Source organism: Falsirhodobacter sp. 20TX0035, from assembly GCF_028307215.1.
GTDB lineage: Bacteria > Pseudomonadota > Alphaproteobacteria > Rhodobacterales > Rhodobacteraceae > Falsirhodobacter.
The window spans coordinates 14030-39501 of sequence record NZ_JAQMHV010000007.1 but is presented as its reverse complement, the minus strand read 5'-3'; the positions used below and the strand labels follow the sequence as shown (position 1 = coordinate 39501).

25 protein-coding genes are annotated in these 25472 nt (G+C 68.3%); 10 read left to right on the top strand and 15 right to left on the bottom strand.

Translation table 11 applies throughout. The features are described 5' to 3' along the window. Positions 1-42 precede the first annotated feature (42 nt). Positions 43-1830, top strand: coding sequence for a DNA mismatch repair endonuclease MutL (mutL, locus tag PIJ50_RS09795; RefSeq protein ID WP_271974828.1), 1788 nt, complete (start codon positions 43-45; stop codon positions 1828-1830). Here mutL and PIJ50_RS09790 read toward each other — a convergent pair. The 5 genes from PIJ50_RS09790 to PIJ50_RS09770 are packed head-to-tail and all read right to left on the bottom strand — an operon-like array spanning position 1827 to position 7392. Further along, a complete protein-coding gene (locus PIJ50_RS09790) occupies positions 1827-2912 on the bottom strand; it encodes a flagellar basal body P-ring protein FlgI (protein WP_271974827.1) in 1086 nt (361 codons plus the stop codon). The genes mutL and PIJ50_RS09790 overlap by 4 nt on opposite strands. Continuing rightward, positions 2909-3904, bottom strand: coding sequence for a flagellin (locus PIJ50_RS09785; protein ID WP_271974825.1), 996 nt, complete (start codon positions 3902-3904; stop codon positions 2909-2911). Before PIJ50_RS09785 ends, PIJ50_RS09790 begins: the two co-directional genes overlap by 4 nt. A gap of 1 nt (position 3905) precedes the next feature. Continuing rightward, entirely contained in the window at positions 3906-5216 is a 1311-nt protein-coding gene (flgK, locus tag PIJ50_RS09780; RefSeq protein WP_271974824.1) for a flagellar hook-associated protein FlgK, read from the bottom strand. A 7-nt stretch (positions 5217-5223) separates the two neighbouring features. Then, entirely contained in the window at positions 5224-6507 is a 1284-nt protein-coding gene (locus PIJ50_RS09775; RefSeq protein WP_271974822.1) for a flagellar hook protein FlgE, read from the bottom strand. A gap of 60 nt (positions 6508-6567) precedes the next feature. Next, entirely contained in the window at positions 6568-7392 is an 825-nt protein-coding gene (locus PIJ50_RS09770) for a flagellar motor protein MotB (RefSeq protein ID WP_271974821.1), read from the bottom strand. A 159-nt stretch (positions 7393-7551) separates the two neighbouring features. Between PIJ50_RS09770 and exbB the strand changes: the two genes are divergently transcribed. The 3 genes from exbB to PIJ50_RS09755 are packed head-to-tail and all read left to right on the top strand — an operon-like array spanning position 7552 to position 9789. Continuing rightward, positions 7552-8532: a tonB-system energizer ExbB gene (exbB, locus tag PIJ50_RS09765; protein WP_271974819.1), complete on the top strand. Its 981-nt coding sequence runs from the start codon at positions 7552-7554 to the stop codon at positions 8530-8532. A 4-nt stretch (positions 8533-8536) separates the two neighbouring features. Beyond that, positions 8537-8956 carry a TonB system transport protein ExbD gene (gene exbD / locus PIJ50_RS09760; protein ID WP_271974818.1) on the top strand — a complete coding sequence of 140 codons (420 nt, stop codon included), beginning with the start codon at positions 8537-8539 and terminating at the stop codon, positions 8954-8956. Beyond that, positions 8953-9789, top strand: coding sequence for a TonB family protein (locus tag PIJ50_RS09755; protein WP_271974816.1), 837 nt, complete (start codon positions 8953-8955; stop codon positions 9787-9789). Before exbD ends, PIJ50_RS09755 begins: the two co-directional genes overlap by 4 nt. Positions 9790-9807: 18 nt before the next feature. Here the strand turns inward: PIJ50_RS09755 and PIJ50_RS09750 are convergent, their stop codons facing one another. Beyond that, positions 9808-9981 (bottom strand): DUF1328 domain-containing protein, encoded by a 174-nt coding sequence (locus tag PIJ50_RS09750; protein WP_271974815.1) that lies wholly within the window; start codon positions 9979-9981, stop codon positions 9808-9810. Between the two features lie 154 nt (positions 9982-10135). Here PIJ50_RS09750 and PIJ50_RS09745 point away from each other — a divergent pair, with 154 nt between their 5' ends. Genes PIJ50_RS09745 through PIJ50_RS09735 form a run of 3 tightly spaced genes read left to right on the top strand, consistent with a single transcriptional unit; the run spans position 10136 to position 11659 of the window. Next, positions 10136-10411: a hypothetical protein gene (locus PIJ50_RS09745; protein WP_271974813.1), complete on the top strand. Its 276-nt coding sequence runs from the start codon at positions 10136-10138 to the stop codon at positions 10409-10411. After that, positions 10408-10815, top strand: coding sequence for a phage holin family protein (locus PIJ50_RS09740; RefSeq protein ID WP_271974812.1), 408 nt, complete (start codon positions 10408-10410; stop codon positions 10813-10815). Before PIJ50_RS09745 ends, PIJ50_RS09740 begins: the two co-directional genes overlap by 4 nt. After that, positions 10799-11659 (top strand): hypothetical protein, encoded by an 861-nt coding sequence (locus PIJ50_RS09735; RefSeq protein ID WP_271974810.1) that lies wholly within the window; start codon positions 10799-10801, stop codon positions 11657-11659. Before PIJ50_RS09740 ends, PIJ50_RS09735 begins: the two co-directional genes overlap by 17 nt. A gap of 40 nt (positions 11660-11699) precedes the next feature. Here PIJ50_RS09735 and PIJ50_RS09730 read toward each other — a convergent pair whose 3' ends face one another. The 4 genes from PIJ50_RS09730 to PIJ50_RS09715 are packed head-to-tail and all read right to left on the bottom strand — an operon-like array spanning position 11700 to position 15789. After that, positions 11700-13250, bottom strand: a complete 1551-nt coding sequence (locus PIJ50_RS09730) for a phospholipase D-like domain-containing protein (protein ID WP_271974808.1) — start codon at positions 13248-13250, stop codon at positions 11700-11702. A gap of 57 nt (positions 13251-13307) precedes the next feature. Then, complete coding sequence (locus tag PIJ50_RS09725) at positions 13308-15065, bottom strand: sensor histidine kinase (protein WP_271974805.1); 1758 nt, start codon at positions 15063-15065, stop codon at positions 13308-13310. Then, a complete protein-coding gene (locus tag PIJ50_RS09720; RefSeq protein ID WP_271974804.1) occupies positions 15062-15646 on the bottom strand; it encodes an RNA polymerase sigma factor in 585 nt (194 codons plus the stop codon). Before PIJ50_RS09720 ends, PIJ50_RS09725 begins: the two co-directional genes overlap by 4 nt. Continuing rightward, positions 15643-15789 carry a NepR family anti-sigma factor gene (locus PIJ50_RS09715; RefSeq protein ID WP_271974802.1) on the bottom strand — a complete coding sequence of 49 codons (147 nt, stop codon included), beginning with the start codon at positions 15787-15789 and terminating at the stop codon, positions 15643-15645. The genes PIJ50_RS09720 and PIJ50_RS09715 overlap by 4 nt, the downstream gene beginning before the upstream one ends. Positions 15790-15891: 102 nt before the next feature. Between PIJ50_RS09715 and PIJ50_RS09710 the strand changes: the two genes are divergently transcribed. Together PIJ50_RS09710 and PIJ50_RS09705 are read left to right on the top strand one after the other, a co-directional pair. Next, complete coding sequence (locus PIJ50_RS09710; RefSeq protein ID WP_271974801.1) at positions 15892-16701, top strand: response regulator; 810 nt, start codon at positions 15892-15894, stop codon at positions 16699-16701. 150 nt (positions 16702-16851) lie between these two features. Beyond that, positions 16852-17355 (top strand): hypothetical protein, encoded by a 504-nt coding sequence (locus PIJ50_RS09705; RefSeq protein ID WP_271974800.1) that lies wholly within the window; start codon positions 16852-16854, stop codon positions 17353-17355. A gap of 51 nt (positions 17356-17406) precedes the next feature. Here PIJ50_RS09705 and PIJ50_RS09700 read toward each other — a convergent pair whose 3' ends face one another. The 5 genes from PIJ50_RS09700 to PIJ50_RS09680 are packed head-to-tail and all read right to left on the bottom strand — an operon-like array spanning position 17407 to position 24335. After that, positions 17407-18105 carry an endonuclease/exonuclease/phosphatase family protein gene (locus PIJ50_RS09700; RefSeq protein WP_271974799.1) on the bottom strand — a complete coding sequence of 233 codons (699 nt, stop codon included), beginning with the start codon at positions 18103-18105 and terminating at the stop codon, positions 17407-17409. Between the two features lie 35 nt (positions 18106-18140). Next, complete coding sequence (locus PIJ50_RS09695) at positions 18141-19475, bottom strand: phosphohexomutase domain-containing protein (RefSeq protein ID WP_271974798.1); 1335 nt, start codon at positions 19473-19475, stop codon at positions 18141-18143. Further along, on the bottom strand, positions 19472-21175 hold the full coding sequence (locus PIJ50_RS09690) for an ABC transporter ATP-binding protein (RefSeq protein WP_271974796.1): 1704 nt from the start codon (positions 21173-21175) through the stop codon (positions 19472-19474). The genes PIJ50_RS09695 and PIJ50_RS09690 overlap by 4 nt, the downstream gene beginning before the upstream one ends. 56 nt (positions 21176-21231) lie before the next feature. Further along, entirely contained in the window at positions 21232-23163 is a 1932-nt protein-coding gene (locus tag PIJ50_RS09685; RefSeq protein ID WP_271974794.1) for a MacB family efflux pump subunit, read from the bottom strand. Continuing rightward, a complete protein-coding gene (locus PIJ50_RS09680) occupies positions 23163-24335 on the bottom strand; it encodes an efflux RND transporter periplasmic adaptor subunit (protein ID WP_271974792.1) in 1173 nt (390 codons plus the stop codon). The genes PIJ50_RS09685 and PIJ50_RS09680 overlap by 1 nt, the downstream gene beginning before the upstream one ends. 116 nt (positions 24336-24451) lie before the next feature. Here PIJ50_RS09680 and PIJ50_RS09675 point away from each other — a divergent pair, with 116 nt between their 5' ends. Then, on the top strand, positions 24452-25447 hold the full coding sequence (locus tag PIJ50_RS09675; RefSeq protein ID WP_271974790.1) for an MGH1-like glycoside hydrolase domain-containing protein: 996 nt from the start codon (positions 24452-24454) through the stop codon (positions 25445-25447). The last annotated feature ends 25 nt before the right edge of the window (positions 25448-25472 follow it).

Sequence of the window (25472 nt, the reverse complement as noted above, 5' to 3'; positions counted from 1 at the left end):
CGGTGGTCAGCCGCCCCGTATCCATGCTATTCCGGGGCCATCATGCCCCACACACTCCCGCCCCGCCCCGTCATCCGCCAGCTGGACGAATCCGCCATCAACCGCATCGCCGCGGGCGAGGTTGTGGAGCGTCCCGCCTCGGCCGTGAAGGAGCTGGTGGAAAATGCGCTGGACGCCGGCGCGCGCCGCATCGCGGTGGATTACGTGGACGGCGGCAAGACCCTGATCCGCGTGACGGATGACGGTTGCGGCATGGGCCCGGACGACCTGCCGCTGGCCCTGACGCGGCACGCCACGTCGAAGATCGACGGCAGCGACCTTCTGGCCATCCACACCTTTGGCTTCCGGGGCGAGGCGCTGCCCTCGCTGGGCGCGGTGGGGCGCCTGTCCATCACCTCGCGCTGCGAAGGGACGGAAGGCGCGGTCATCGCCGTGGCGGGCGGGCGGGCCGAACCCGTGCGTCCCGCCGCCGCGCGCAACGGCACCGTGGTGGAGCTGCGCGATCTGTTCTTCGCCACGCCCGCCCGGCTGAAGTTCCTGCGGTCAGACCGGGCCGAGGCGCAGGCGATTGCCGACGTGATCCGCCGCCTCGCCATGGCCGAACCAACCGTGGGCTTCACCCTGACGGATGCGGGCAGCGTGCGGGTGATCTTCCGCACCGACCCGGAGCCGGGGGACTTCTTCGACGCGCTGGCGGGACGGCTGGGCCGCATCCTCGGCCCCGATTTCGTGACCAACGCCCTGCCCGTGGATCTGGAACGCGACGGGCTGCGGCTGACGGGCTATGCCGCCCTGCCCACCTATTCGCGCGGGTCCGGGACGCAGCAGTTCCTGTTCGTGAACGGGCGTCCGGTGCTGGACCGGATGCTGACCGGCGCCTTGCGCGCGGCCTACATGGACGTGCTGTCGCGCGACCGGCACGCGGCGGCGGTGCTGGGGATCACCTGCGATCCGCAACTGGTGGACGTGAACGTGCATCCTGCCAAGACCGAGGTGCGCTTTCGCGACCCCGCCGCCGCTCGCGCGCTGATCGTGTCGGGGCTGCGGCAGGTGCTGGCGGGCGCGGGGCACCGCGCCTCCACCACCGTGGCGAGCGAGACGCTGGAGGCGATGCGGCCGGAGCCGCCGCGCGTCTACCAGATGGACCGCCCCTCGCAGCCGGTGCTGGCGCGCAGCACGACGTGGCAGGCGCCGCTGGGCTTTGCCGAAGCCCCCTCGGCCCGGGTGGAGGAAGCGGTCGCGGCGAATGAAAGCCTTCCCCTGGGCGCGGCGCGCGGGCAGGTGCACGGCAACTACATCATCGCCCAGACCGCGCGCGGCATGGTCATCGTGGACCAGCACGCGGCGCATGAACGGCTGGTCTACGAACGCCTGAAGACGCAGCGCGACGCGGCGGGCGTGGCCGCCCAGGCCCTGCTGATCCCCGAGATCGTGGAACTGTCTCCGCCCGACGCCGCGCAGCTTCTGGACATGGCCGAGGATCTGGCCCGGCTGGGCCTGACGCTGGAAGGGTTCGGCCCGGGGGCGGTGGCGGTGCGGGAAACGCCCGCCATCCTGGGCCGTGTCGACGCGGCGGCCCTGCTGCGCGACATCCTGGACGAACTGGCCGAAGGCGACAGCACCACGCTTCAGGCGCGGATGGACGCCATCCTGTCACGCATGGCCTGCCATGGATCGGTGCGGTCCGGCCGCCAGATGCGGGCCGAGGAGATGAACGCCCTTCTTCGCGAGATGGAGGCGACGCCCCGGTCCGGCCAGTGCAACCATGGCCGCCCCACCTATGTGGAACTGGCCCTGCACGACATCGAGCGGCTGTTCGGGCGGCGCTAGCGCACCAGGAATTCCGCGTGCAGCGCACCTGCGGCGTCGATGCTTTTCAGGATGTCGATCATGTCGTAGGGCGCCACGCCCAGCGCGTTCAGGCCCGCCACCACCTGCGACAGGCTGGTGGAGCCTTCCACCTCGGCCAGTCCGGTGCCTGGGTCCTGCTGCATCCGCACCCCCGTGCGCGGCACCACGATCGATTCCCCCGGGGAGAAGGGGTTGGGCTGCACGACCTGCGGCGCTTCCTCGATCCGCAGGGTCAGGTTGCCCTGCGCCACGGCCACGCGGCTGATGCGCACGTCCTCGCCCATGACGATGGTGCCCGACCGCTGGTCGACCACCACGCGGGCGCGGGTTTCCGGCTCCACCAGCAGGTTTTCAAGGTTGGCCAGAAGGTGGGCGGGCGATTGCCCCCGCAGGTTCAGCTGCACCGTGCCTGAATCCTGCAGCGTGGCGATGCGCCCGAAGGCCTGGTTCACCGTCGCCTCAATCCGCGCGGCGGTGGTGAAATCGGGATTGCGCAGGGCCAGACGCAGGGTTTGCAGCCCGTTGAAGTCGAACTCCACCTCCCGCTCCACCCGGGCCCCACGGGGAATGCTGCCCGAGGTGGGAACCCCCTGCACCACCCGCGCCGCCTGCCCTTCGGCCGAGATGCCGGCCGCGATGATGGTGCCCTGCGCGACGGCATAGATCTCTCCGTCCGCGCCGTTCAGGGGGGTCATCACCAGCGTGCCGCCCAGAAGGCTTTTGGCATCCCCGATGGCCGAGATGGTGACGTCGATCTGGCTGCCCGACCGTGCGAAGGCCGGCAGGCTGGCCGTCACGAACACGGCCGCCACGTTCTTAGGGCGCAGCATCTCGCCCGTGACGTTCACGCCCAGCCGTTCCAGCAGGTTGGCCATGATCTCTTCGGTGAAGGGGGAATTGCGCAGGCTGTCGCCCGTGCCGTTCAGACCCACCACAAGGCCGTAACCCACAAGGTCGTTGCCCCGCACGCCGTCGTAATCCACCAGATCCTTGATGCGGATCGGGGCCGCCGCCACGGGAAGCGCGAAGCAGATCAGGAACAGGACCAGCCGCCACATCACAGGAAGTCCGCCAGCGACATCTGCGACAGCCGCGCCGTCACGGAATACAGCGTCTCGATCTGCGTCTGCGTCGCCTCCAGCCGGACGGCGCTTTCGTAGTTGTCCACCGACAGGATGTCGGTGCGGGCCAGTTCCAGCGCCGCGATCTGCGCCGTGTTGCGTGTCTGGATGTTGGACAGCCGCGCTTCGCCCGCGCCGATGCGGGCCATCAGGTCCGTCCGCTCGTCCCCGCCCTTCAGGATCGCGCCGCCCGCGCGTTGCGCCAGATCCTGACGTTCCTCCGTCTGCCCCGCCAGCGCGCCCCGCGACAGAAGCGCGCCCATGGCCAGACCCTTCAGCGTCTGCACAAGCGCGGGATCGGTCGCGGTGACCGACGCCTGAACCCGGTCGTTTTCCCCCACCGTATAGGGCGCGCGTTCCGCGCCGCCCTTGTAGGCGACCATGGTGAAATCGGAGGCGAACCAGTCGTTCACCGCCGCCTCCAGTTCCTCGGCCGTGCCGGCTGTGGCGGTTGCGTTCTGCAGGGCCGACAGGATGGTCTCCGCGTCGGCCAGCGCGGGCCGATTCACCTCCGTGCCCCCGAACAGGCTCTGCCCGCTCACCCCGGTGTTCAGTGCGGAGACGGTGGCCTGAAACGCGTGCAGGGCCGTCTTGCCCAGCGTGTCGACCGAGGAGGCGGTGCCCGTCATCGTCGGGTTCGACATTTCGGTTCCTAGGCCGCCGATGGCGTTGTCGATCGCCGCCAAGGCACCTTGCGTGCCGGCGGTCAGCGTGGCCGCCAGCGTGACCGCGGTGCCATAAGCCTCCAGCCGCGACAGGCTGCCGGTGATCGCAGAAAGTTCGGTGAAGTCGCCCCCCACCGCGCGCCCGGTGTCGGCGGCCAGCCCCGTGACCGTTTCCTGCGACAGACGCTGGAGATCGGATTGAAGCGAGGTGTTGTGGCGGCGCAGGGCGAAATTCTGGGCCATGTCGGCCAGCGTTATGGAAGCCATGTCACAACTCCAGCAGGGTGTTCATCATCGCATCCACGGCCTGGATGACCTTTGCGTTGGCGGAATAGGCCTGCTGGATCACCAGCAGGTTCGTCATCTCGGTGTCCGTGTCGACGCCGTTCGCCAGTTCGGCGGTGCGCAGGGTGTCGTACTGAGCGGTGCGGAAGCTGGCCTCGTCCTCGGTCGCGATGCGGGCCGAGGAGACGGAGGACAGGAGATCCTTCGCCACACCTTCGGCACCCCGACCGTCGCCCATGGACGCCACGAGCGCGCTGAGGCGGGTGGCGTCGCCCTTTGCCCCTTCCGCCACCGCATCCAGCCCGTCGCGCAGGCGCCAAGGCTCGTCGGCCAGCGCGGCGTTGACCTGAAGCCCGTCCGCCCCTGCCTCCATCAGGCCGCTGTCGGCGAAGCGGGCGGTCAGATCCTGCGCCACCGCGTCCAGATCGGCCTGCGCCGCCACCCCCAGCGTGTCGCGGATGTCGAACTGGGCCGCCAGCTCCCCGTCGCCCAGCTTGGTCAGGGGATGACCGTTCAGCGTCAGCCCGGACAGGGCGCCCGACTCCCTCGTCATCCCGGCCGTCATCGCGTTGGCCGGGGAAAAGGACAGCGTCGCGGCCTTGCCGTCCAGAAGCGTGGCACCGTTCTGCGTCACGAGGGCGATGCGGCCATCGTCCCGCGTCACCTCGCGCACGGGGATCTGGCGGGCGATGGTGTCCACCAGGGCCTGACGCTGGTCCTGCAGGGTCGTGACGTCGGTGCCCGACCCGCCCAGACCGGCGATCTGGGTGTTCAGCGCTTCCACCTGCTTCAGGGCCGTGTTCAGGCCGCGAACGGTGGTCGCGATCTGGCCGTCGGCCTTCAGCCGGGCGGCCTGAACCGTGTCGCCCAAGGTGTTGACCCGTTCCGCCAGCGTGTCCGCCGCCCGCACCGCCGTGCCCAGCGCCGTGGGGGATTGCGGCTGGCTCGCCGCATCGATCAGCGCCCCTTCCAGCCCTGCCACCAGCGAGCCAAGCGATCCTGTCGCCCCCGCCACCCCGATGGCGCCTTCAAGATCGCCCAGAAACCCCGCGCGGGCGGTGCTGCCCGCACTGCCCGCCTCGGCCGTCCGGCGATCCGCCGTCACCGCTTGGTCCACGAAGCGCGTGACGCCCGTCACCACCACGCCGCCGGTGGCGCGCGTGGTCAGCGACATCTCGCGCCGCGCATACCCTTCGTTCAGGGCGTTCGCGATGTTCTGCGAGGTCAGATCGGCCGACCGCGACGCCGCGTTCAGGCCGGACTGCGCGATGGAAAGGGCGGAACCAAGCGACATGCTGTCCTCAACGCTTCAGATCGGTGGTTTCCTGCAACATCTCGTCCACCGTCTGGATGATCTTGGCGTTGGAGGAATAGGCGTGCTGTGTCTGGATCAGGGTCGTCAGCTCATGCGCGACATCCGTGGTCGATTCCTCCAGCGTGTAGCCCTCGGTCGTGCCCACGGGGCCCGTGCCCGCGTCCCACAGATAGAAGGCACCCGCCTCGTTCGTCAGCTGATAGGTCTGATTGTTCAGCGTCTTCAGCCCTTCGGGATTGGGCACGTCTACCACTGGCACCTGATAGATCGTGCGGCTGAAGCCCTGGTTGTAGATCGCGATCACATAGCCGTTCTGGTCGATCTCCACCGATTTCAGGCTGCCGATGGCGGAGCCGTTCTTCTGGATCGCGGAGGGTGTGTAGGTGTCCGACAGCTGCGTCATGCCGTCGCGGGCGCCATAGGTGCCGATGTCGAAGCTGACCGATGTGCCGCCCAGCGTCAGGCCGATCGCGCCGCTTTCGGTGTCATAGGCCCCGCCGGACAGCGTCTGGACGTTCGACAGGGTGCCACCCGCCGCCTGCGTGGTGTCGAAGGTCAGCTGGTAGGTGCCCATCACCTCGCCCGAGGCGTCGTCGCGCAGTTCCATCGTCCACTGGTTCGATGCGTCGGTGCCCGTCGCCTCCACCGGGGTGAAGGTGGCGGTCAGCGACTGGGACGTGCCCATCGTGTCGAAATATTCCATCGTCTGGGTCAGCGCCTCCCCCGTTGCGCCGGGGCGGGTGGAGGTGGCGGGCAGGTTCACCGCCATGGACATTTCCGTCGTGGGGTTGGACATGGCCTGGTTCAGGCTGATCTGGACCGGCTGCAACGCGGCCATGGATTCGCGCGCCACGCCCGGGATCTTTCCGTCCGCCCCCGCCGCCCAGCCCATAAGCGTCAGCCCCGAATCGGTGACCAGAAAGCCGTTGGCGTCCGTGCTGAAGGATCCGGTCGTGGTCAGGACCGTGCTGTTGCCGTCCGCCGTCACGGGAATGAAGCCGCGGCCGCTGACCGCGATGTCGGTGGCGTTGGAGGTGCCGATCAGCGCCCCGCTTTGCCCGATATCGCGCGAGGAGGTGGTGCGCACGCCCCCGGCCGCGTAGTTGCCGCCGCTGGAACTGCCGGCGTTCACCATCTCGAAGAAGGAGGTGTCGACCCGCTTGTACCCGTAGGTGCCGGAGTTGGCGATGTTGTCGGAAATCGTGGCCAGACGCGAGGAGTTGGCGTTCAGTCCCGCCACGCCGGCATTCATGGAAGAGGTGATCGACATGGAAAATCGCGCCTTTCTGATGCAACCCCAGCAGAGTCGCCGAGTCGGCTTAACATCGCCCTAACGGTTGTCCCGCAGCAGGGTCACTTCGATGCGGTTGTTGCGCACGGCCATGGGATTGGCGGTGACGGGGTCGCGGTCGGCATGCCCTTCGACCCGGTCGATCCGCGCTTGCGGCAGGCCCAGATCGGCCAGAAGCCCGCGCAGCACCTGCGCCCGGTCGGCCGAAAGATCCCAGACCGGGTTGTTCTTCAGCGTCACGGGATAGGTTCGCACATGCCCCGACACCGACAGGCCATTTTTGGTCAGCGCCAGCACGTCGGCCAGCACCCAGGCGATGTCGCGCATCACCGGGCGCGGCAGGGCCGTGTCGCCGTCGAACAGCGGCACCTCCGGCAGGTCGAACACCTCGATCACCAGGCCTTCGTCGGTGACACGGGTGACCACATGGCGCAGCGCGTTCTGCATCGTCATGCTTTCGCCGCCCCGGGCGCGCAGAAGGCTTTCGATGTCGTTCTGCTGCTCTTCCATCCCCTTGTCGCCGCGGCCCGCGTCGCCCCGCGCGCGGTTCACCTCCGTCGGCAGGACCTGCGAGGCGCCGGCCCCGTTCTGGGCCATCTCCTCCTCGGAATAGACGCTGTCGCCGCCGAACATCCCCGCCCCGCCGCCTGAAATGCGGTTGATCGGGATCGTGGGGTTGAAGAAGTCGGCCAGGCCCTTGCGCTGCTTTTCCGTGGTGGCGTTCAGCAGCCACATCAGCAGGAAGAACGCCATCATCGCCGTGACGAAGTCGGCATAGGCGACCTTCCACGCGCCGCCATGATGGCCCCCGCCCGCGACCACCTTCTTGCGTTTGATGATGATGGGGCGGTTTCGGTCGGTCATGGCGCGGCTCCTTTGTTCATCACGGGTAAAGGACAATCCTGAAGGGGGGTTTAATGACCGCACGCCCTATTTGTTGACCATTCTACGAGGGATTGAAACTTGACTGTTTCAGTCAATAATCCTAAGGCCGCTGGGAGGGTCATGAAAAAGGATGGTGACATGAGGGTTCGCGCTGGCGCCGTGGTATGGGCAGGCTTGCTTCTGGCGACAGCGGCCGGGGCGCAGGACGCACCGCCGCCCGTTGCCCCCGAAGCCCCCGCCGCGCAGACCGCACCCGCGGCCCCGTCCGTGCCGGTGACCGAACCCGCTTCGGTCCCAGCGGCTGAAACCCCCGTCGATGCGCCGGCGGCCGAAGCCACCCCCACACCCGAGGCGCAGGCGCAGAACGCCCCGGCCCCCGCAGCCGAAGCGCCGGTGCCTGCGGCCGAACCGATCCTGCCCGCGCATGACCTGTCGGTCATGGGCATGTACCGGCAGGCCGACTGGGTGGTGAAGGCCGTGATGCTGCTGCTTCTGGCGGCCTGCTTTGCCACATGGACGGTGTTCCTGTTCAAGACAGTGCTGTTTGCGGGCGCGAAAAGCCGGCTGCGCCACTCCTCCCGCCAGATCCGCGAGGGGGTGACCCTTGCCTCCGTCGCCAAGGCGCTGGACGGGCGGCGCGATCCCGCCAGCTTCATGGTGCACGCCGCGCTGGACGAACTGCGCCGCTCTGACGCCGCGCTAGACGTGGCGGGCGTCGCAGGCGTGAAGGAACGCGTCCGGTCGATCGTGGAGCGGATCGAGGCGCAGGCCGGGCGCCGGATGCGCAAGGGCACGGGGATTCTCGCCTCCGTCGGGTCCGTCGGGCCGTTCGTCGGCCTGTTCGGCACGGTCTGGGGCATCATGAACGCGTTCATCGGGATTGCGGAAAGCAACACCACGAACCTGGCCGTCGTGGCCCCCGGCATCGCCGAGGCGCTTCTGGCCACGGCCATCGGCCTTGTGGCGGCCATCCCGGCGGTGGTGATCTACAACACCTTCGCCCGCCGCATCGCTGGCTACAAGCAGGCGCTGGGCGACGCCGGCGCGGGGGTGGAGCGGTTGCTGAGCCGCGATCTGGACTTCCGCCACGCCCCCCACCCTTCCCCCGCGACGGAGTAACCTCATGGCCGGCGGCATCCGCGACGACGACGACCTGGAAGAATCGCACGAGATCAACGTCACGCCCTTCATCGACGTGATGCTGGTGCTGCTGATCATCTTCATGGTGGCGGCCCCAATCTCCACCGTGGATGTGGCGGTGGACCTTCCCAGTTCCAACGCCGCTCCGCAGCAGCGCCCGCAGGAACCGGTCTATCTGACCGTGCAGCAGGACCTGACATTGAATCTCGGCAATGCGCCGGTGCCGGCGGGGGCGCTGGCCGCCACGCTGGACGGTCGGACAGGGGGCGACAAGGAACAGCGCATCTTCCTGCGCGCGGACGAGGCGGTGCCCTACGGCCAGCTGATGGGCGTGATGAACCAGCTGCGCGATGCAGGCTATCTGAAGGTCGCCCTTGTGGGGCTGGAAGGGGGCGCGCCATGACCGCGAACGGCGCCGACTGGCTGTCCCAGATGACGCGCGCCGAACAGCGACGCGAACGTCTGGGCTGGGTGGGTGCCGCGGCGGCCGTGGCCATGGCTGTGGCGGCCACGACGGCCATCGCGATGCACACCGACCGCGATGGCCAACGGGACGCCAAGGCGATCCTCGTCAACCTCGAACCGCCGCCCCCTGCCCCCCCGGCGCAGGCCGTGTCCACCCCCGCGCCCGAAGTGCCGCAGACCGACGCCCCCGAGGCGCCGGAACTGATCGAAGAAACCGCTCCGCCGCCGGAGTTGCTGGCCGCAGACACGCCTTTGCCGGAGCCGGAACCGCTGGAGGAGCTGCCGCCCCCGGAGCCGGACGAGATCGCCCTGCCGGATGCGCCTCCGCCCCCGCCGCCGCCGAAGGTCCGCCCGGCGCAACGCCCGGAGCGTCCCGAACGTGTGGTGCGCGAGGAGCCGAAGCGCGAACGCGCGGCCCCGCCGCCGCAGAACGCGGCTCCGCCCGCCCCGTCCCGGACGCAAGGTCAGGCGCAGCGGCAGATCTCGGCCGGTGCGGCTGAGAACCTCCGGCAACGGTGGGGCGCGCAGATCAGATCGCGGATAGAGCGGCGTTTAAAAGGCGCGAAGGGCAAAGGCGTCGCGTTTATCAGACTGAACGTCACCCTGTCAGGGCAGATGACGAACGTGACTCTGGTGCGCTCGTCCGGTAATCCCGCCGTAGATCAGCGCATCCTGCAGGCGACACGCTCGGCGGCTTCAGGCTTCCCGGCCGCGCCGGCCGGCTTGACAGAAGGCAGCTATCCCTTCGACATCGAGATGGAGCTGGACTAGGTAAACCGGGCCGCCCGTTCAAACGGGCGGTTTTCCCTTGGCGGTCCGCAGGCACACCGCCAGCAGGAACAGCGTCAGGAAGACGGCGAACAGGACCTGACCTATGGTTTCGGCCATGCCGTCGATGCCGGTGAAGCCGAAAGCGGCCGCCAGCATGGCGCTTATGACAAAGGTCAGGGGCCAACCGAGCATGAACGTCTCCCGTTTCCGTGCCGCGCAAAGCGCAGACTCCATCCCTGAAAACCGCCGTTTCACGCGTTTGTTCCAGCCAAGGTCGCACCGTGGCGGAACCGGCCCCGCCGCTCCCTCGTTTTCCCGGCACAACAGGATGACGACGGAGATCACGATGCCCTTCACCCGCAAAAAGCATGTCTGCGAGATGGACGAGGCGATCGCCCGGGCCGGCCGGGACGCCCGCCGTCACGCCTCGGACGCGGCCGACCGGCTGCGCCAGCGCGCGCGCCGCAGCGCCGCGCGCGTGAAGGACGACCTTCCGCCGAAAAAGGCCGAAACCTATCTGGACGAGGCCCGTGACTTCACCCGCCGCCATCCGCTGTCGGTGGTCGCGGGGGCGCTGGTGACCGGGGCCGTGCTGGCCACCGCCCTGCGGCGCGGAAAATGACACCCGGACGCCCCCCGCAGACCGCCGCCTCCCTTGCCGATCTGGCCACCGTTCTGGGCCGCATGGTCGGGGACGAGGTGGCCTTGGCCCGGGCCGAGATGGCGCAGGGCTTCCGCAGGCTGGTGGGGGGCGTCGTGTTCCTGATGGCGGCGGCGGTGCTGCTGCTTGTGGCGCTGCACATGCTGGCCGGATCGGCCGCGGCGGCGCTGGCCTTGGCCGGGGTGCACCCGGTTCTGGCGCCCGCGCTGGTGGGGGGCGTTCTTCTGCTTCTGGCGGCGGGGCTGATCCTCTGGGCCGTGCTGTCCCTGCGCACCGCGCATCTGATGCCCATCCGAACCGCCGCGCGCCTGCGCCGCGACCTTCACATGATCAAGGAGATGATGACCCATGACCCGCAAACGTAACTTCCGCGACATCGAGGACGATCTGGACCAGGACCGCGCCCAGTTGGGATCGATCTTCGACAACCTCTTCAACCGTTCCACCATGGACCTGCTGATGCGCGAGGCGATGCACACCATGCGCGCCAACGGCGGCGCGCGTGAGACGGCCGAGGCCGTGATCCGTCGCAACCCGATGGCCGTGGGCGTGGTCGGTCTGGGTCTGGCCTGGATGCTGTTCGGCAGCACCCGCAAGACCAAGGTGGAGGATGACGTCGAGGAGGTGAAGGACGACCTGCGCCGCACCGGCCGCCGCGCCCGCCGCTTTGCCGAGGAAGAGGTCGAGGCCGTGGAGGACAGCGCCTGGGCCGACGCCATGGACCGTCTGCGCGCCCGCGCCTCCATCCACCTGCGGGAACTGGAAGAAGACGCCGCCGCCTACAAGGACGATCTGGCCGCCGGACTGAGCGGGAAGGCCGACGAGATGCGCGATTTCGTGGCCGAACGCGCGGCCATTCTGTCCGATCTGGCCGAAGATCTGCGCGAGCGTTTCGCTGACGGTCTGGACGAATTCTCGGCCACGGCGCGGGAACGCATCATCAGGGCACGGGAAGAGGCCTATGCCGCCCGCCTGAAGGCGCAGGAAGCCCTTGGCAAAAGCGGCCGTGAAGCCAAGCGCGTGGTGGAGGATCACCCGATGGTCTCCGCCGCCGTGGTGCTGGCACTGGGCACCGCCATCGGAACGGCCGTCTATCGCGGGCGCCGCAGCACGGCGGACCGTGTGGCCGACGATCTGGAGGATGCGGCGGACGCCGTGGAGGACGAGGCCCGCACCCGCTGGCGCCGCCACAAGGCCCGTCGCGGCTGACACCCGAAAGGCCCGCCATCGCGCGGGCCTTTTCTTTCGGTCAGACCATTTCTTCGGGCAGCGGCACCTGCTGGCCGAAATCCTCGGGGATGCGCAGGTCATAGGGCAGGATGAAGCCCTGCCGTTCCTCAGGCGGGAGATTCAGGTTCTGCACCGCAAGGCGTGCCCAGGCTTGTGCCGCCGTGTCGGGGTGGAAGAAGCGGGCCCCGGCGTTCAGCGGCAGCCAGTGGGCCATGGCGCGGCGGCGCAACTCCTCCACGTCCCGCGGAACGTTCAGGTAGACACCCGCCTCGGTGTCCCAGCGCAGGCTGCGGCCGTTCAGGTTGGCCGAGGACACGATGGCCGCCGTGTCGTCGAAAACCGACACCTTGGCGTGGATGTAGATGATGGGCGCGTCCTTCAAGCGGTCCCGGTCCAGCTTCGTGCGCCGTTTGGCCCGGCAGGGCTGGGCGGCCCCGCCGACGAACATGCGTGACCCGAACCCCTTGCGCAGGATCCGCAGCGCGCGGGCCTGAAGATATTCGCCGTATCGCGCGTCCAGCCCCGAATGATTCTCGAAGGCTACATCCTCGGGGGCGGCGGGCAGGATCAGGATCAGCGTCAGCTTCGGATTGGCCTGCGCCGCGCGTGCCAGCCGGCGGGCCAGGGACAGGCTGCGGAAGAACTGCGTTTCCAGATAGATCAGCCGCTGCGCCCGGTCAGCCAGCGCCTCATGCCCCTGCTGAAGTTCATGGGCCACCGTTTCGGGCCCATAGTTCCAGATCTTCAGCCGCTTGCGCCGCGACAAGGTGCGCAGCAGCCGGCGCTGGGGCGACGGCGTCATCCGCCCCTCCGTCACCGCGCGGAAGGTTTCCAGATGATTCTGCGCCTCGGCCACGACGGGGCCTTCCATCATCACCTGCACGTCGTGCCACGTCTCGTTCGCGGGGCGGTCGTGCTGGGGGGTGTCGTAGCGCCGTTCGTCCAGATCCAGCCCGCCGATATACAGCGTCTTGCGGTCGAACACGGCCAGCTTCTGGTGATGCGTCGCGGGATACAGGCGCGGCACGCGGAAGCGGCGGGTGTGGAACGTGCCGTCGGCCTTCTGCCACAGCCGGCGCCCCAGACCGGGCATGTCCCGCATGGCGGCGGCGCGGGTGGCCGGATCCAAACGGTTCAGCCAGCGGCAGATGCGGTCCATCCGGCGTTGAACCACAGGCCAGAAGGCCAGCCGGACCAAAAGCCCCGTCCGCGCCGGATGCATGGCGGCGATCGCCTCGAGCCGTGCACCGGGACCGGCCAGTTCGGCGGCGGCGTGCAGCATGCGGACGCTACGCCACGTGCCGCGGTGCAGGGCCGACCGGGCGATCGGGTCGAAATCCGTGATGCAGATGTGCAGGGCGATGCCCTTGCGCAAAATATGGACGATCAGGTCGAACCAGGTCTGACCCACGGCCAGCCCCTCGGGGGATCGCAGGCGGGTGCGCAGGTCGAAGATGCGGAAGCTGGCCCGGATTTCCACCCGCGCGTCCAGGAACGCGCGTTCCAGCGCCGGGAACGCTTCCGACCCGGTGATGAAAACCTGCGTCGAGGTTCGCCTGATGTCCCTCACGGTCCCTGCCCGCCTTGCCTTTCCGAACACCGCGCCTTGTGTCCGGCGGCCCGACTTCTATCGTACGGCCCCTCCGGAGATGCGGGCCTCCCCCTCGTTCAGGGGGCGCACATCGAAGGTCACGCGCAGGGTATAATTATCGTCGTTCTGGGAAATGTCGACTCGTCCGCCGACCTGTTGTGAAAACGCGCTCAGCAATTGGGCGCCAAGGCCGGTGCCTTCGACCGGATGGGCCGAAACGGGGCGCGGACCCATGGTATTCTTCACCTCCAGCACCGCCTGTGTGCCGCCTTCGCGCCACATCGACACCCAAAGCCGCGGGTTGCCATCGTGGGAGCCTGCGTATTTCAGCGCATTCGCCAGCGCCTCGGTCAGCAGCAGGGACAGGGGCACAGCCTGGTCCGGGGTCAGACGGACATCGGCGAAGCTGTGCTCCAGCCCGATCTGCCGCCCCGGCCCCGTGGCGATCTGGACCACCTGGCGCGTGATCTCCACCAGCAGTTCGTCCGCGCGGATGTCGGTCAGGCCGCTGGTCTGGTACAGGCCGCGATGGATGGTCGCCAGGCTCATGACCCGTTCTTGAAGGCCCTTCATCAGGGTCTTCGCCTCGGCCGAACGGGCCTGCCGCATCTGCATGTTCATGATGGACGCGATCAGCTGAAGGTTGTTCTTCACGCGGTGATGCACCTCGCGCAGAAGAACCTCCTTCTGGTGGATCATGTCCTCCATCTCCGCCTCGTCGTGCAGGATGGTATCGGTCATGTGCTCGAACGTCTCGGCCAGATCGCGGATCTCGGTCGGGGCGGTGGTCATGTCCATCTTGCCGATGATGCGCTTGCCGTCGCCAAAGCCCAGCATGGCCGACCGCAGCACCCGCACATGCCGCGTGACCAGCCGTTCCACCGACAGGAAGGCCACCAGAAGGCAGCAGATCCACATCACCAGCGGCAGCGTGATCGACGGCAGCGCCCGCAGATACCACACCGCCTGCCCTTCGGACGGCCAGCTGCCCAAGGCATACAGCATGCCCGGCACGATCGGGATCACCGCATAGGCGCGCTGCGCCCCGTCCATCGTCCGCGCCGTGAAGGACAGGTCCCGTTCCTCCGTGGCCAGATCCTTCAGCGGATAGGATTTGGGCAGAACCGTGTCACGCTGTTCGGGCGGCACGGTGGAGGTCAGGACGCTCCCCTCATTGTTGAAGGTCAGCAGTTCCGGCCGAGGTCCGCTGCCGCCACCCGTGACCGACCGGTCGGCCAGCGCGTCATGCGCCAGGGACAGGGAGATGAAGCCGCGCAGCGACCCGTCGTCCTCCAGCACCGGCTGGCCCACGATGATGACGGGCTGCCCCGACAGCATTCCCCGGGGCACCAGAAGGATCCAGGGCCGGACATTGGCGATGGCGCGGCGGAAGGACAAGCTCTTGCTGACATCGGCGCCGGTGGAGGAAGAGGCGCAGATCATCCGGCCCTGCGTGTCGGTGAAGCCCGCCAGCGTGTAGAAGTCCGACTCCTCCACCAGCGCTTCAAGGGCGACGGAACAGGCGGCGGGATCCTGAAGCAGCGGGCGGATCACGTCGGCCAAGGCGGACACCGCCCCCCGCGCCTGCTGGACCACCAGAAGATCCGATTGGGCGGCGCGCATCGTCTCGCCCAGAAGCGCGGCTTCGGAGCGGGCGCGGCTTTCCTTCAGCATCTCGGCCGATTGCAACGCCGACACGACGCCAAGGGGCAGCAGGGCGATGGCCAGAAGAAAGGCCAGCCTGAAACCCAACGTTCCCGTCAGGTTCCCGAACCTGGCCTTCCAAGTGGTCATGCGGCGTTCACACCCGATTTCGACATCACGGCCATCGTGGCCCCGTCCACACCGGAGAACACTTGCTCGCCGTCGTCAAGATGAAGAAGCTCGGCCAGACGCGTGCGGGCGCGGTTTGCGCGGCTTTTCACCGTGCCCACCGCAACGCCCATCATGTCGGCCGCATCCTCATAGGAAAAGCCCGAGGCGCCGACAAGGATCAGGACCTCGCGGTGTTCGGGCGTCAACTTGTCGAAGGCGGCGCTGAATTCGGTGAAGGCCATGCGGCCGTCATGGTCGGGCTTCACGAACAGCGTCGCGGCGTGGGCGCCTTCGGGATCGGGCACCTCGCGACGCGTCTTGCGCTTGTCGGAATAGAAGGTGTTGCGCAGGATCGTGAACAGCCACGCCCGCAGGTTGGTGCCCGCGGTGAACTTGTCGAAATTCGTCCATGCCTTCACGATGGTGTCCTGCACCAGATCGTCCGCCACCGACACGTTGCGGGTCAGGGAAATGGCAAAGGCCCGCAAGGCCGGAAGATGATCGGGCAATTCGTCGCGCGGATCGCGGACACCTTTGGGCAGAACCTGCGGGCTGGTCATGTTTGGGGGCCTTTCTCGCGCAGCTGCGCCAGCAACTGCGTGAACCGGTCAGGCACATCCTGTTCCAGCGCTTCCTCATACACCCGCTTCAAATTGTCGTCGATCTGCTTGTAGGGTACGGGTCGATCGCGCTCTTTTGCCATCTGGTCCAAATCTCGCCACTTCCGATTTTGCAATCTTGTTGGGAACCGAACGCGAGGACAAGAGTTTGGTTCCCGAGAAAATGAGCTTGAAGGGAACATTCAATGCCGTCAGACGCCACTGCCGACCTGTCTTCCGTCATAGCGGCGAACCTTCCGTACCTTCGCCGCTATGCCCGGGCGTTGACCGGCAGCCAGTCGACGGGCGACGCCTTTGCGGCGGCCACGCTTGAAGCCATCCTAGAAGACACCTCGATCTTCAACCGGACGGGCAACGCCAAGGTGGCCCTGTTCCACGCCTTCCACCTGGTCTGGGCCAGCGCCGGCGCCCCCCTGGGAGAGCCGGACAACCGGTTGTCCGAGAAGGCCCAGAACCACATGGCGCATCTGACGCCGAACACGCGCGAGGCTCTTCTTCTGCACGCCATCGAAGGCTTCACGCAGGAAGAGATTGGCGCAATCATGCAGATCGAGGCGGGCGAGGCTTCCGAACTGATCGAGATCGCGCAGCGCGAAATGGCCAATGCCATCGCCGGCAAGGTCATGATCATCGAGGACGAGGCCATCATTGCCATGGACATCTCGGCCATCGTCAAGGAGATGGGACACACCATCACCGGCATCGCCCGCACCCGGACCGAGGCCGTGGCCCTCGCCTCCTCGGAACGCCCCGACCTGATCCTGGCTGATATCCAGCTGGCCGACAACTCGTCGGGGATCGACGCGGTGAACGACATCCTCAAGCAGTTCGACGACGTGCCGGTGATCTTCATCACGGCTTTCCCCGAACGGCTCCTGACGGGCCAGAAGCACGAGCCGGCCTTCCTGATCACCAAGCCGTACCACGAGGATCAGGTACGCTCGGCGGTGAGCCAGGCGATGTTCTTCTCCTCGACCGAGACGCTTCTCGCCTGATGGGGATGGGGTGATGTCTTGTGTCATGCAGGTCTAACCCCAAGGCGCCGCGCATGTTCCACAAGGGCGTCAGGGGAACCTGGCGCCCTTTCCCCACGTTCTGGGGGCATCGTCGCGATCTTTCGCGACCCTTTTCAGGAGAAGATGTCCATGCCTTCGAAATTCCTGCCCTCCGTCACCCTGGCCACCGTTCTGGCGATGCCCTTCGCCCTGCCCGTCCACGCCCAGCAGTGGGCCGATTCGATCGACGTGGGCGTCACGGCCAGCGAGATCACCAGCGCCGCCGCCGCCCAGCGCTATGCCACGGTGGACGCCGACCTGACCGCCGCGATCGCCGAAGCACTGGCCGCGAAGCCGGACAATGCCAAGGGCGGGGCCAAGATCACGGTGGATCTGGACGAGGTGGCGCTGGCCGCACCCTTCGCCGGAACCCCCGGCCCGACCACAGGCGTGATGGCCGGCACGGTCAGCGTCGCCGATCAGGGCAGCGCGGGCAGCCAGCGCAAGTTCGACCTGGCCGTCGCGATGAACCAGATCATGCCCTACGTTCCGGGCAACCAGGACATCACCGTGGTCGACGTGTCCAGCGACGCGGTTTATCAGGCGGTCGTGAAGACCTTCGCCGCCGCCGTGGTGGACAACCTGCCGAACTGAGGTCGGCCTCTTTTGATATAACAGCGCCGGCCCCTTTTGGGCCGGCGTTCTTCATTCCGGCAGAACCAGCCGCGCCCGCACCGGCAGGTGGTCCGACGCCCGCCGCGACAGGGCGGAGACGTGGACCGTGAACTCCTCGATCCGCCCATGGCTCAGCATCACGCGGTCCAAGGGAAGGATGGGAAAGGGTGCCGGAAAGCTGGGGGCGCGGGCGCCGTGCGGGAAATGCGGCAGGAAGCCTTTCAGCGTCGCCTCGCCCCGCCGCCATTCGTTGGTGTCGCCCATCAGGACGGTCGGGCGGTCGGACAAGGCCGCCAGCCGGTCCAGAACCATGGCCACCTGCTTGATGCGCGACTGCCCCAGCAGGGCCAGATGCGTGCCGATCACCCGCACCGGTGCACTCTTCACCACCAGATCCGCCACGATGGCGCCGCGCGGTTCCAGCCCCGGAAGGGCCAGACGCTCCACCCCCTCCACCTCGGTGTCGCGGCGCACCAGCATCACGTTGCCGTGCCACCCGTGCGAACGTTCGCGCAGGCCCCGCACCTCCACCCGCTTCAGGCCCATGGCGGCCAGCCGGTCCAGATCCAGAAGGCCCTGACGCGCGCCAAACCGGGCGTCGGCCTCCTGCAGGGCGACGACGTCGGCGTCCAGCTCCTCGATCACATGGGCGATGCGGCCCAGATCGCGGCGGCGATCGATCCCGATCCCCTTGTGGATGTTGTAGGAGGCGACGATGAGGTCTGGCATGTTGGCGGTATCCTTTGAGGGGGATATGGGACGCGTCAGCCCTTTGGGCAAATGTGGGCGGCGATCGCCGCCACCTGCCGCGCCACAAGACCCGCGTCCCCCCGCGATTCCACATTCAGCCGCACCAGCGGTTCGGTGTTGGAGGCGCGCAGGTTGAACCGCCAGTTTCCCATGTCGAGGCTGAGGCCGTCCAGATCATCCTCCACCCCGTCGAACGCGGCGCGGACGCGGGACAAGGCCGCCGGAACGTCGGCGACGCGGAAGTTGACCTCGCCCGAGGAGGGGAAGGCCGCCCGCCGCGCCGCCACCAGATCGGCAAGGCTGCGTCCGGTGCGGCCCATGACCTCGGCCACCAGAAGCCAGGGGATCATCCCGCTGTCGCAGTGATGGAAGTCGCGGAAGTAGTGATGGGCCGACATTTCCCCTCCATAGACGGCGCCGGTGTCGCGCATGGTCCGTTTCAGGAAGGCATGGCCCGTGCGGGACGCGACCGCGCGGCCCCCGGCGCGCGTCACCACGTCCTGCGTGTTCCAGATCACGCGGGGGTCGTGCACGATGGTCGCCCCCGGTTCCTTTTGCAGGAACGCCTCGGCCAGCAGGCCCACCACGTATTCGCCGTCCACAAAGGCGCCGGTGCCGTCGAACAGGAAGCAGCGGTCAAAATCGCCGTCCCACGCCACGCCCAGATCGGCCCCCGCCGCGCGCACGGCGTCCGCCGTCACGGCGCGGTTCTGCGGCAGCAGGGGGTTCGGGATCCCCTGCGGGAAGCGTTCGTCCGGATCGTGATGCAGGCGCAGGAAGCGCAGCCCCGTCCCCTCCAGCCCCTGCGCGACGGCGTCGAAGCTGGGCCCCGCCGCGCCATGCCCCGCGTTCACAAGGATGGTCAGCGGGCGCAGCGCGTTCCGGTCCACGAAGCCCAGAACCGTCCGGACCCACGCCGCCCGCGCCTTGGCCGCAACATCGCGGACCGGGGCGTCGCGGTTGGAGGGCGCCACATCCATCAGCGCGTGGATCGGCTCCAGATTAGCCAGCGGCGCGGCCCCCGGCCCCACCAACTTCATCCCGTTGTAATCCGCCGGATTGTGCGAGGCGGTGACCATGATCCCACCCCCGGCCCCGGAATGGGCGGTGGCGTGATACATCTCCTCAGTCCCGCAAAGTCCAAGGTCCAGAACCTCCGCGCCTTCGGCCGTGGCGGCCCCGATCACCGCCTGCGCCAGCGCGGGGGAGGAGGGCCGGTTGTCCCGCCCCACCACGAGGCAGCGCGCCCCCAGATGCCGCACAAAGGCGCGCCCCAGCCGGGCGGCAAAGTCCGCGTCCAGATCGACGCCCAGCCGCCCCCGGATGTCATAGGCCCCGAAGGGCGTCATGCCGCCGACAGGCGGGCGTAGCGGCCGCCCGAGGCTTCCAGCTGCGCATGGGTGCCGGTTTCGGTCACGCGCCCTTCTTCCATCACCACGATCCGGTCGGCGTGGCGGATTGTGGCCAGACGGTGCGCGATGATCAGCGTGGTGCGTCCGACGGACAGGGCGTCCAGCGCGGCCTGGATCTCGCGTTCGGTTTCGGTGTCGAGGGCGGAGGTCGCCTCGTCCAGGATCAGGATCGGCGGGTTCTTCAGAAAGGCGCGGGCGATGGCCACGCGCTGCTTCTGCCCGCCCGACAGCATCACGCCGCGTTCGCCCACCACCGTGTCGAGCCCGGCCGGAAGGGCCGCGATCATGGGGGCCAGCTGCGCGCGGCGGGCGGCTTCCACGATCTGCTCCTCGGTCGCGGTCAGGTCGCCATAGGCGATGTTCTCGCGCAGCGTGCCGCCAAACAGGAACACGTCTTGGCTGACGATGCCGATCTGGCGGCGCAGGCTGTCGATCGTCAGATCGCGGATGTCGGTGCCGTCGATGGTGATGCGGCCCGCCGTGGGGTCGTAGAAGCGCGGCACCAGCGCCAGAAGCGTTGTCTTGCCCGCGCCCGAGGGGCCGACGAAGGCCAGCGTCTCGCCCGGCCGCACCGCGATGTCCACGCCCTTCAGGATCTGGCGGCCCTTGTCATAGCCGAACTCCAGCCCCTCGAACCGGATCGCGCCCGACAGGGTGCCGGCGGGACGGGCGTGGGGCGCGTCCGCGATCTCCGGCTCGATGTCCATCAGTTCCTTGTAACGGGCAAAGCCCGCGATGCCGCGGGGATAGATCTCGATCACCGAGGCGATCTTCTCTAGGGGGCGGAAGAACACCCCGACCAGCAGCAGGAAGGCCACGAAACCCCCGGCCGACAACTCTCCCCCCAGCACGAACCACGCGCCCGACACCATCGCGATGACCTGCACCGCGCGCATCCCCATGTAGTTCAGCGACACCGTCTGCGCCATCACGCGGTAGGCCGCCAGCTTCGTGTCGCGATAGGCCGAGTTGTCGCGCGCGAAAAGCGTCTTCTCGTGCTCCTCGTTGGCGAAGGCCTTCACCACGCGGATGCCGCCCACGTTCTCCTCCAGCCGGACGTTGAAGTCGGCCACGCGGGAATAGATGGCGCGGAAAGTCTTCGTCATCCGCCCGCCGAAATAGATCACGAGGCCGACCGTGACCGGCACGATCACCGCCGTCAGCAGCGCCAGTTCCAGATGGATCATCGCCATCAGGGCGAAGGCGCCGACAAAGGTCATGATGGCGATGACCAGATCCTCGGGGCCGTGATGGGCGACCTCTCCGATCTCCTCCAGGTCACGGGTGACGCGGGCCACCAGCTTGCCGGTGCGCTGGTTGTCGTAATAGCTGAAGGACAGCTTCTGCAGATGCTCGAACGCGCGGCGGCGCATCTCCGTCTCGATGTTGATGCCCAGCATGTGGCCCCAATAGGTCACGATCGCCATCAGGCCCGAGTTGAAGAGGTAGACGACCAGCAGCCCCACGGCCGCGAAGATCGTCAGCGCCAGGTCGCCCCGCGGCAGCAGGATGTCGATGAAGCCCTTGATGGCCAGCGGGAAGGCCAGCTCCAGCACGCCCGACAGGATCGCGCAGCCGAAATCCAGAAAGAACAGCGGCATCCATGGCCGGTAGTAGGAGAAGAATTCGCGCAGCATGGGGGCCTCCGGTCTGACCCCCTTCCCCTACGGTTTTGGTGGGGAATTGGCCAGCCTCATTCCCGCGTCAGCGCCTCCACCGGATCAAGGCGCGACGCGGCGCGCGCCGGCAGGAAGCCGAAGGTCACGCCGATCACGCTGGACGACACCACCGCCGCGATGATGGAGGTGGAGGAGTAGATCAGGCTCATTTGTGGGATGGCGGCCTGAAGGGCCCAGCCAAGGCCCAGCGCCAGCGCGATGCCCAGCACGCCGCCCAGAAGGCAGACCAGCACCGCCTCGATCAGGAACTGGGTGATGATGTCGGCCCGCCGCGCCCCTACCGCGATGCGGACGCCGATCTCCTTCGTGCGTTCGGTGACGGACACCAGCATGATGTTCATCACCCCCACCCCGCCCACGAACAGCGAGATGACGGCGATCCCCGCGATCAGCATCGTCAGCGTCCGGGTGGTGGAGGTGATGGCCTCGCGGATCGTGTCGGTGTTGGTCAGGAAAAAGTCCTGCTTGCCGTGCCGCGTGGTCAGAAGCTGGGTGATCAGCGCCTCGGCCGTGTCCATGTCGAAATCGTCCGCCACGCGGACCGAGATGGAGTTGACGTAATCCTGCCCCGACAGGCGTGCCATGGCGGTGGTGTAGGGGATGAACAGGTTCAGCGCCGACTGGGGGCCGAAACTGGTGCCCGAGGCTTCCACCACGCCGAGGATCCGCACCGGCACGCGACCCATCATCACGACCTGCCCCACGGGATCGGCCGCGCCGAACAGGGCGGTGGCGCCGTCGGTGTCGATCACCGCCTCTTGCGCGTGATTGCGCACGGCGGCCGTGTCGAAGGTGGCGCCGCCCACCGTCCGGAAGGCGCGGGCGGCGAAGTATTCCACGCCCACGCCCGTCACGCTGGCCGACAGTTCCGTGGCGCCGAACCGGATCGTGGCGCTGGCCGACACGGTCGGCGACACGCCCGCGGCGTAGGGCTGGACGGCCAGCGCCTCCGCATCCTCAGCCGTCAGGGCGCGGATGCGGTTGGCGCTGCGGTCCCCGAAGCCCGACCCGTTGCGGATGTCGATCGTGTTCGACCCGATGTTGGAGATGTTGGCCAGCACTTGCTGCTGGCTGCCCGAGCCCAGCGCCACCACCGACACAACCGAGGCGATGCCGATGATGATGCCCAGCATGGTCAGGAAGCTGCGCATCCGGTGGGCGGCCATGGCCTTCACCGCCATGCCGAACGCCTCGCGCAAACGGTCAAGGCCGGGGGCCAGCGCGCGGCGCGACGGGGCGGCGGCGCGCGGGGCGGCCGTGGCGCCCGCCGCGCTGTCCGACACGATCACGCCGTCCCGCATCTCCACGATCCGGTCGCATTGGGCGGCGATGCCGGGATCGTGGGTCACGATGACGATGGTGTGCCCTTCGGCGTGCAGTTCCTGCAACAGCCGCATCAGTTCCGCCCCCGAGGCGGTGTCGAGTGCGCCCGTGGGTTCGTCGGCAAGGATCACCTCGCCTCCGTTCATCAGGGCGCGGGCGACGGACACCCGCTGCTGCTGGCCGCCCGACAGCTCTCCGGGCCGATGGTCCAGACGTTCGCCCAGGCCCAGCCGCGTCAGCAGGGCCCGCGCCCGGTCGCGGCGGGCGCCACGCGCCACGCCCTTGTAGATGGCCGGAACCTCCACGTTGCCCACCGCGTCCAGATCGCCCAGAAGCTGGTAGCGCTGGAAGATGAAGCCGAAATGCTCGCGCCGCAGTTCCGCCAGGTCGTCGGGGGCCAGATCGCCGATCTTTCGCCCCGCGAACGTGTAGGTGCCGGCGTTCGGACGGTCGAGGAAGCCGAGGATGTTCATCAGCGTCGACTTGCCGGAACCGGACTGGCCGACGATGGCCAGCATCTCTCCGGCGTGGATGTCCAGATCCACGTCCTTCAGAACGGCGATGCGCTGGTCGCCCGCCGCGTATTCGCGCCGGATGCCCCGGATGCGGATCAGCGGCTCCATCAGAAGCCCATCGGCCCGCGACGCCCGCCGCCCGTGCCGCGCGACAGCCCTTCCGCCGCGCCGGAGGCGAGGATGCGGTCGCCTTCCTTCACGCCGCCCGTGATCTCGGCCGTGACGTTGTCGTTCAGGCCCACCGTCACCGGACGCGGGACAAAGCCCGGCCCGTCCTGCACCTGAACGGTGTAAGTTCCATCCTGAGCACGCTGGCCAAGAGCTGCCGACGGCAGGGTCAGCACGTCCTGCACGCCCTGCAGGGCGATCCGCACCTCGGCCGTCATGCCGATGCGCAGCACGCCGTCGGGGTTTTCCACGTCGAACAGCCCGTTGTAATAGATCGCCTCGTCCGAGGAGATGGTGTCGCTCTCCTCGATCCCCGCGGGGGCGGGTTCGATCTGGCGCACGGTGGCCTGAAACGTCCGGTCCGGCGCGCCGAGGATGGTGAAGGTCACGTCCTGCCCCGGCGCTACGCGGACCACGTCCGCCTCCGAGATCTCGGCGTTGACGACCATGTTCTCCAGATCGGCCAGCTTCACGATGGTGGGGGTGGACTGGTTGGCGTTCACCGTCTGGCCGGCCTTGGTGACCACGGCGACCACGGTTCCGGCCATGGGGGCGGTGATGCGGGTGCGTTCCAGCTCCACCTCGGCGTCGGACACGGCAATGGCCGCGTCGTCGCGGCTGGCCTGCAACTGGTCCAGCGACGCCTTCGCGATCGCCAGATCAGCCGAGGCCTGTTCAAACGTTTCCACCGTCAGGCTGCCGCCGCGCGACAGGCGGGCGCTGCGGTCATAGGTCTGCTGGGCCTGCACCAGCGTCGCCTCGGCCGAGGCGATCTGCGCCTCGATCCCCGCCAGCGTGGCCTTGGCCCGCGCCACGGCGTTCTGTTGGTCGCGGCTGTCGATGCGGGCGATCAGGTCGCCGGCCTGAACGGTCTGGCCCAGCGTCACGGCCAGCTCCTCCACCTCGCCCGACACGCGCGCGCCCACGCTGACGAGCGAGGAGCTTTCGATCTGCCCCGAGGCCAGCACGTTCACCGACACGTCGCCGCGCTTCACCGCATAGGTCGCGGGCGGGATCGCGGCGTCGCCCGATCCGTCCTGCCAAAGATACACCGCCCCGCCCAGCGCAGCCGCCACCGCCAGCGCGGGCATCCACAACCTGCGTCGTGCCATTCGTCCATCCGTTTTCATGCCGGCTATATGGGGTGATACGGCGGCGCGCGCCACCTCCGTCGCGGAACCCCCGCCTTTTTCACGAATTGATCCCGACACGGAATGCGGAGGTTGTCATGACCCTGAACATCGCTCAAGCCATGGACGTCCTGTCCGCCGCCGACCAGGGCGCGTGGACGGCCGCGGAGGGCGCACCGCAAGAGGCGCTGACCTCCGCCTTTGTGGCGCTGGCGCTGTCGGTGGCGCATCCCGACCGGGCGTGGACGGAACTGGAGTCGCTGCTGGCGGCGCAATGGCCGGACGGGATGGTGCCGCATCTGGTCTATCATCAGCCCACGGACGTCTTTCCCGCCAGCGGGCTTTGGGTCACGGGGCGGCCCGTCACCACCTCCGGCCTGACGGCGCTGCCGATCCTGGGGCATGTGCTGCGGCGGCTGCACGACACGGCGCCCGACGCCGCCCGCGCCCGCGCCGCATTGCGGGTGATCGACCGCTGGCACGGCTGGTTCGGCACGCATCGCGATCCGAAGGGCACGGGCCTGTTCGCCCTTCTGCATCCGTGGGAGTCGGGACGCCCCGGCGCGCCGGAATGGGCGGCCGCCTTTGCCCGCGTGCCGACCGAAGGGGTGGACGCCTACCTTCCCGCCGGGGCGTCCCCCGCGCAGGCGCGGACGGTGTGGCTGATCGAACGCTTCCGCTCGCTGGGCTGGGAAACGCCGGAGTTGCACGACAATTCCCCCTTCCGCGTGGTGGACCCGGGCGCGAACGCGCTTCTGATCCGCAGCTGCGAGGATCTGGCCACCCTCGCCGACGCGCTGGACGAACCCGAGCTGGCGGACGGCAACCGCCTGATCGCGGAACGGGCCCGCGCGGCGATGGACGGGCTGATGCAGGGCGGGCGGTATCTGCCGCTGGACCGCATCACGGGGCAGCGGATCCAGACCGCCTCGGTCGGGACGGTCCTGCCGGTCTGGGCCGGGATGCCGACCGAGGGGCAGGTGGAGGGTTTGGCCGAACCATGGGCCGCCGCCCTCGTCGCTCCGGGGATGCGGATGGACATGGCACCCGCCGATGACATTCTGACCGCCGCGCTGGTAGCCGGGCTGCGTTGACACGCGGGCGCGGCTGGCCCACCCT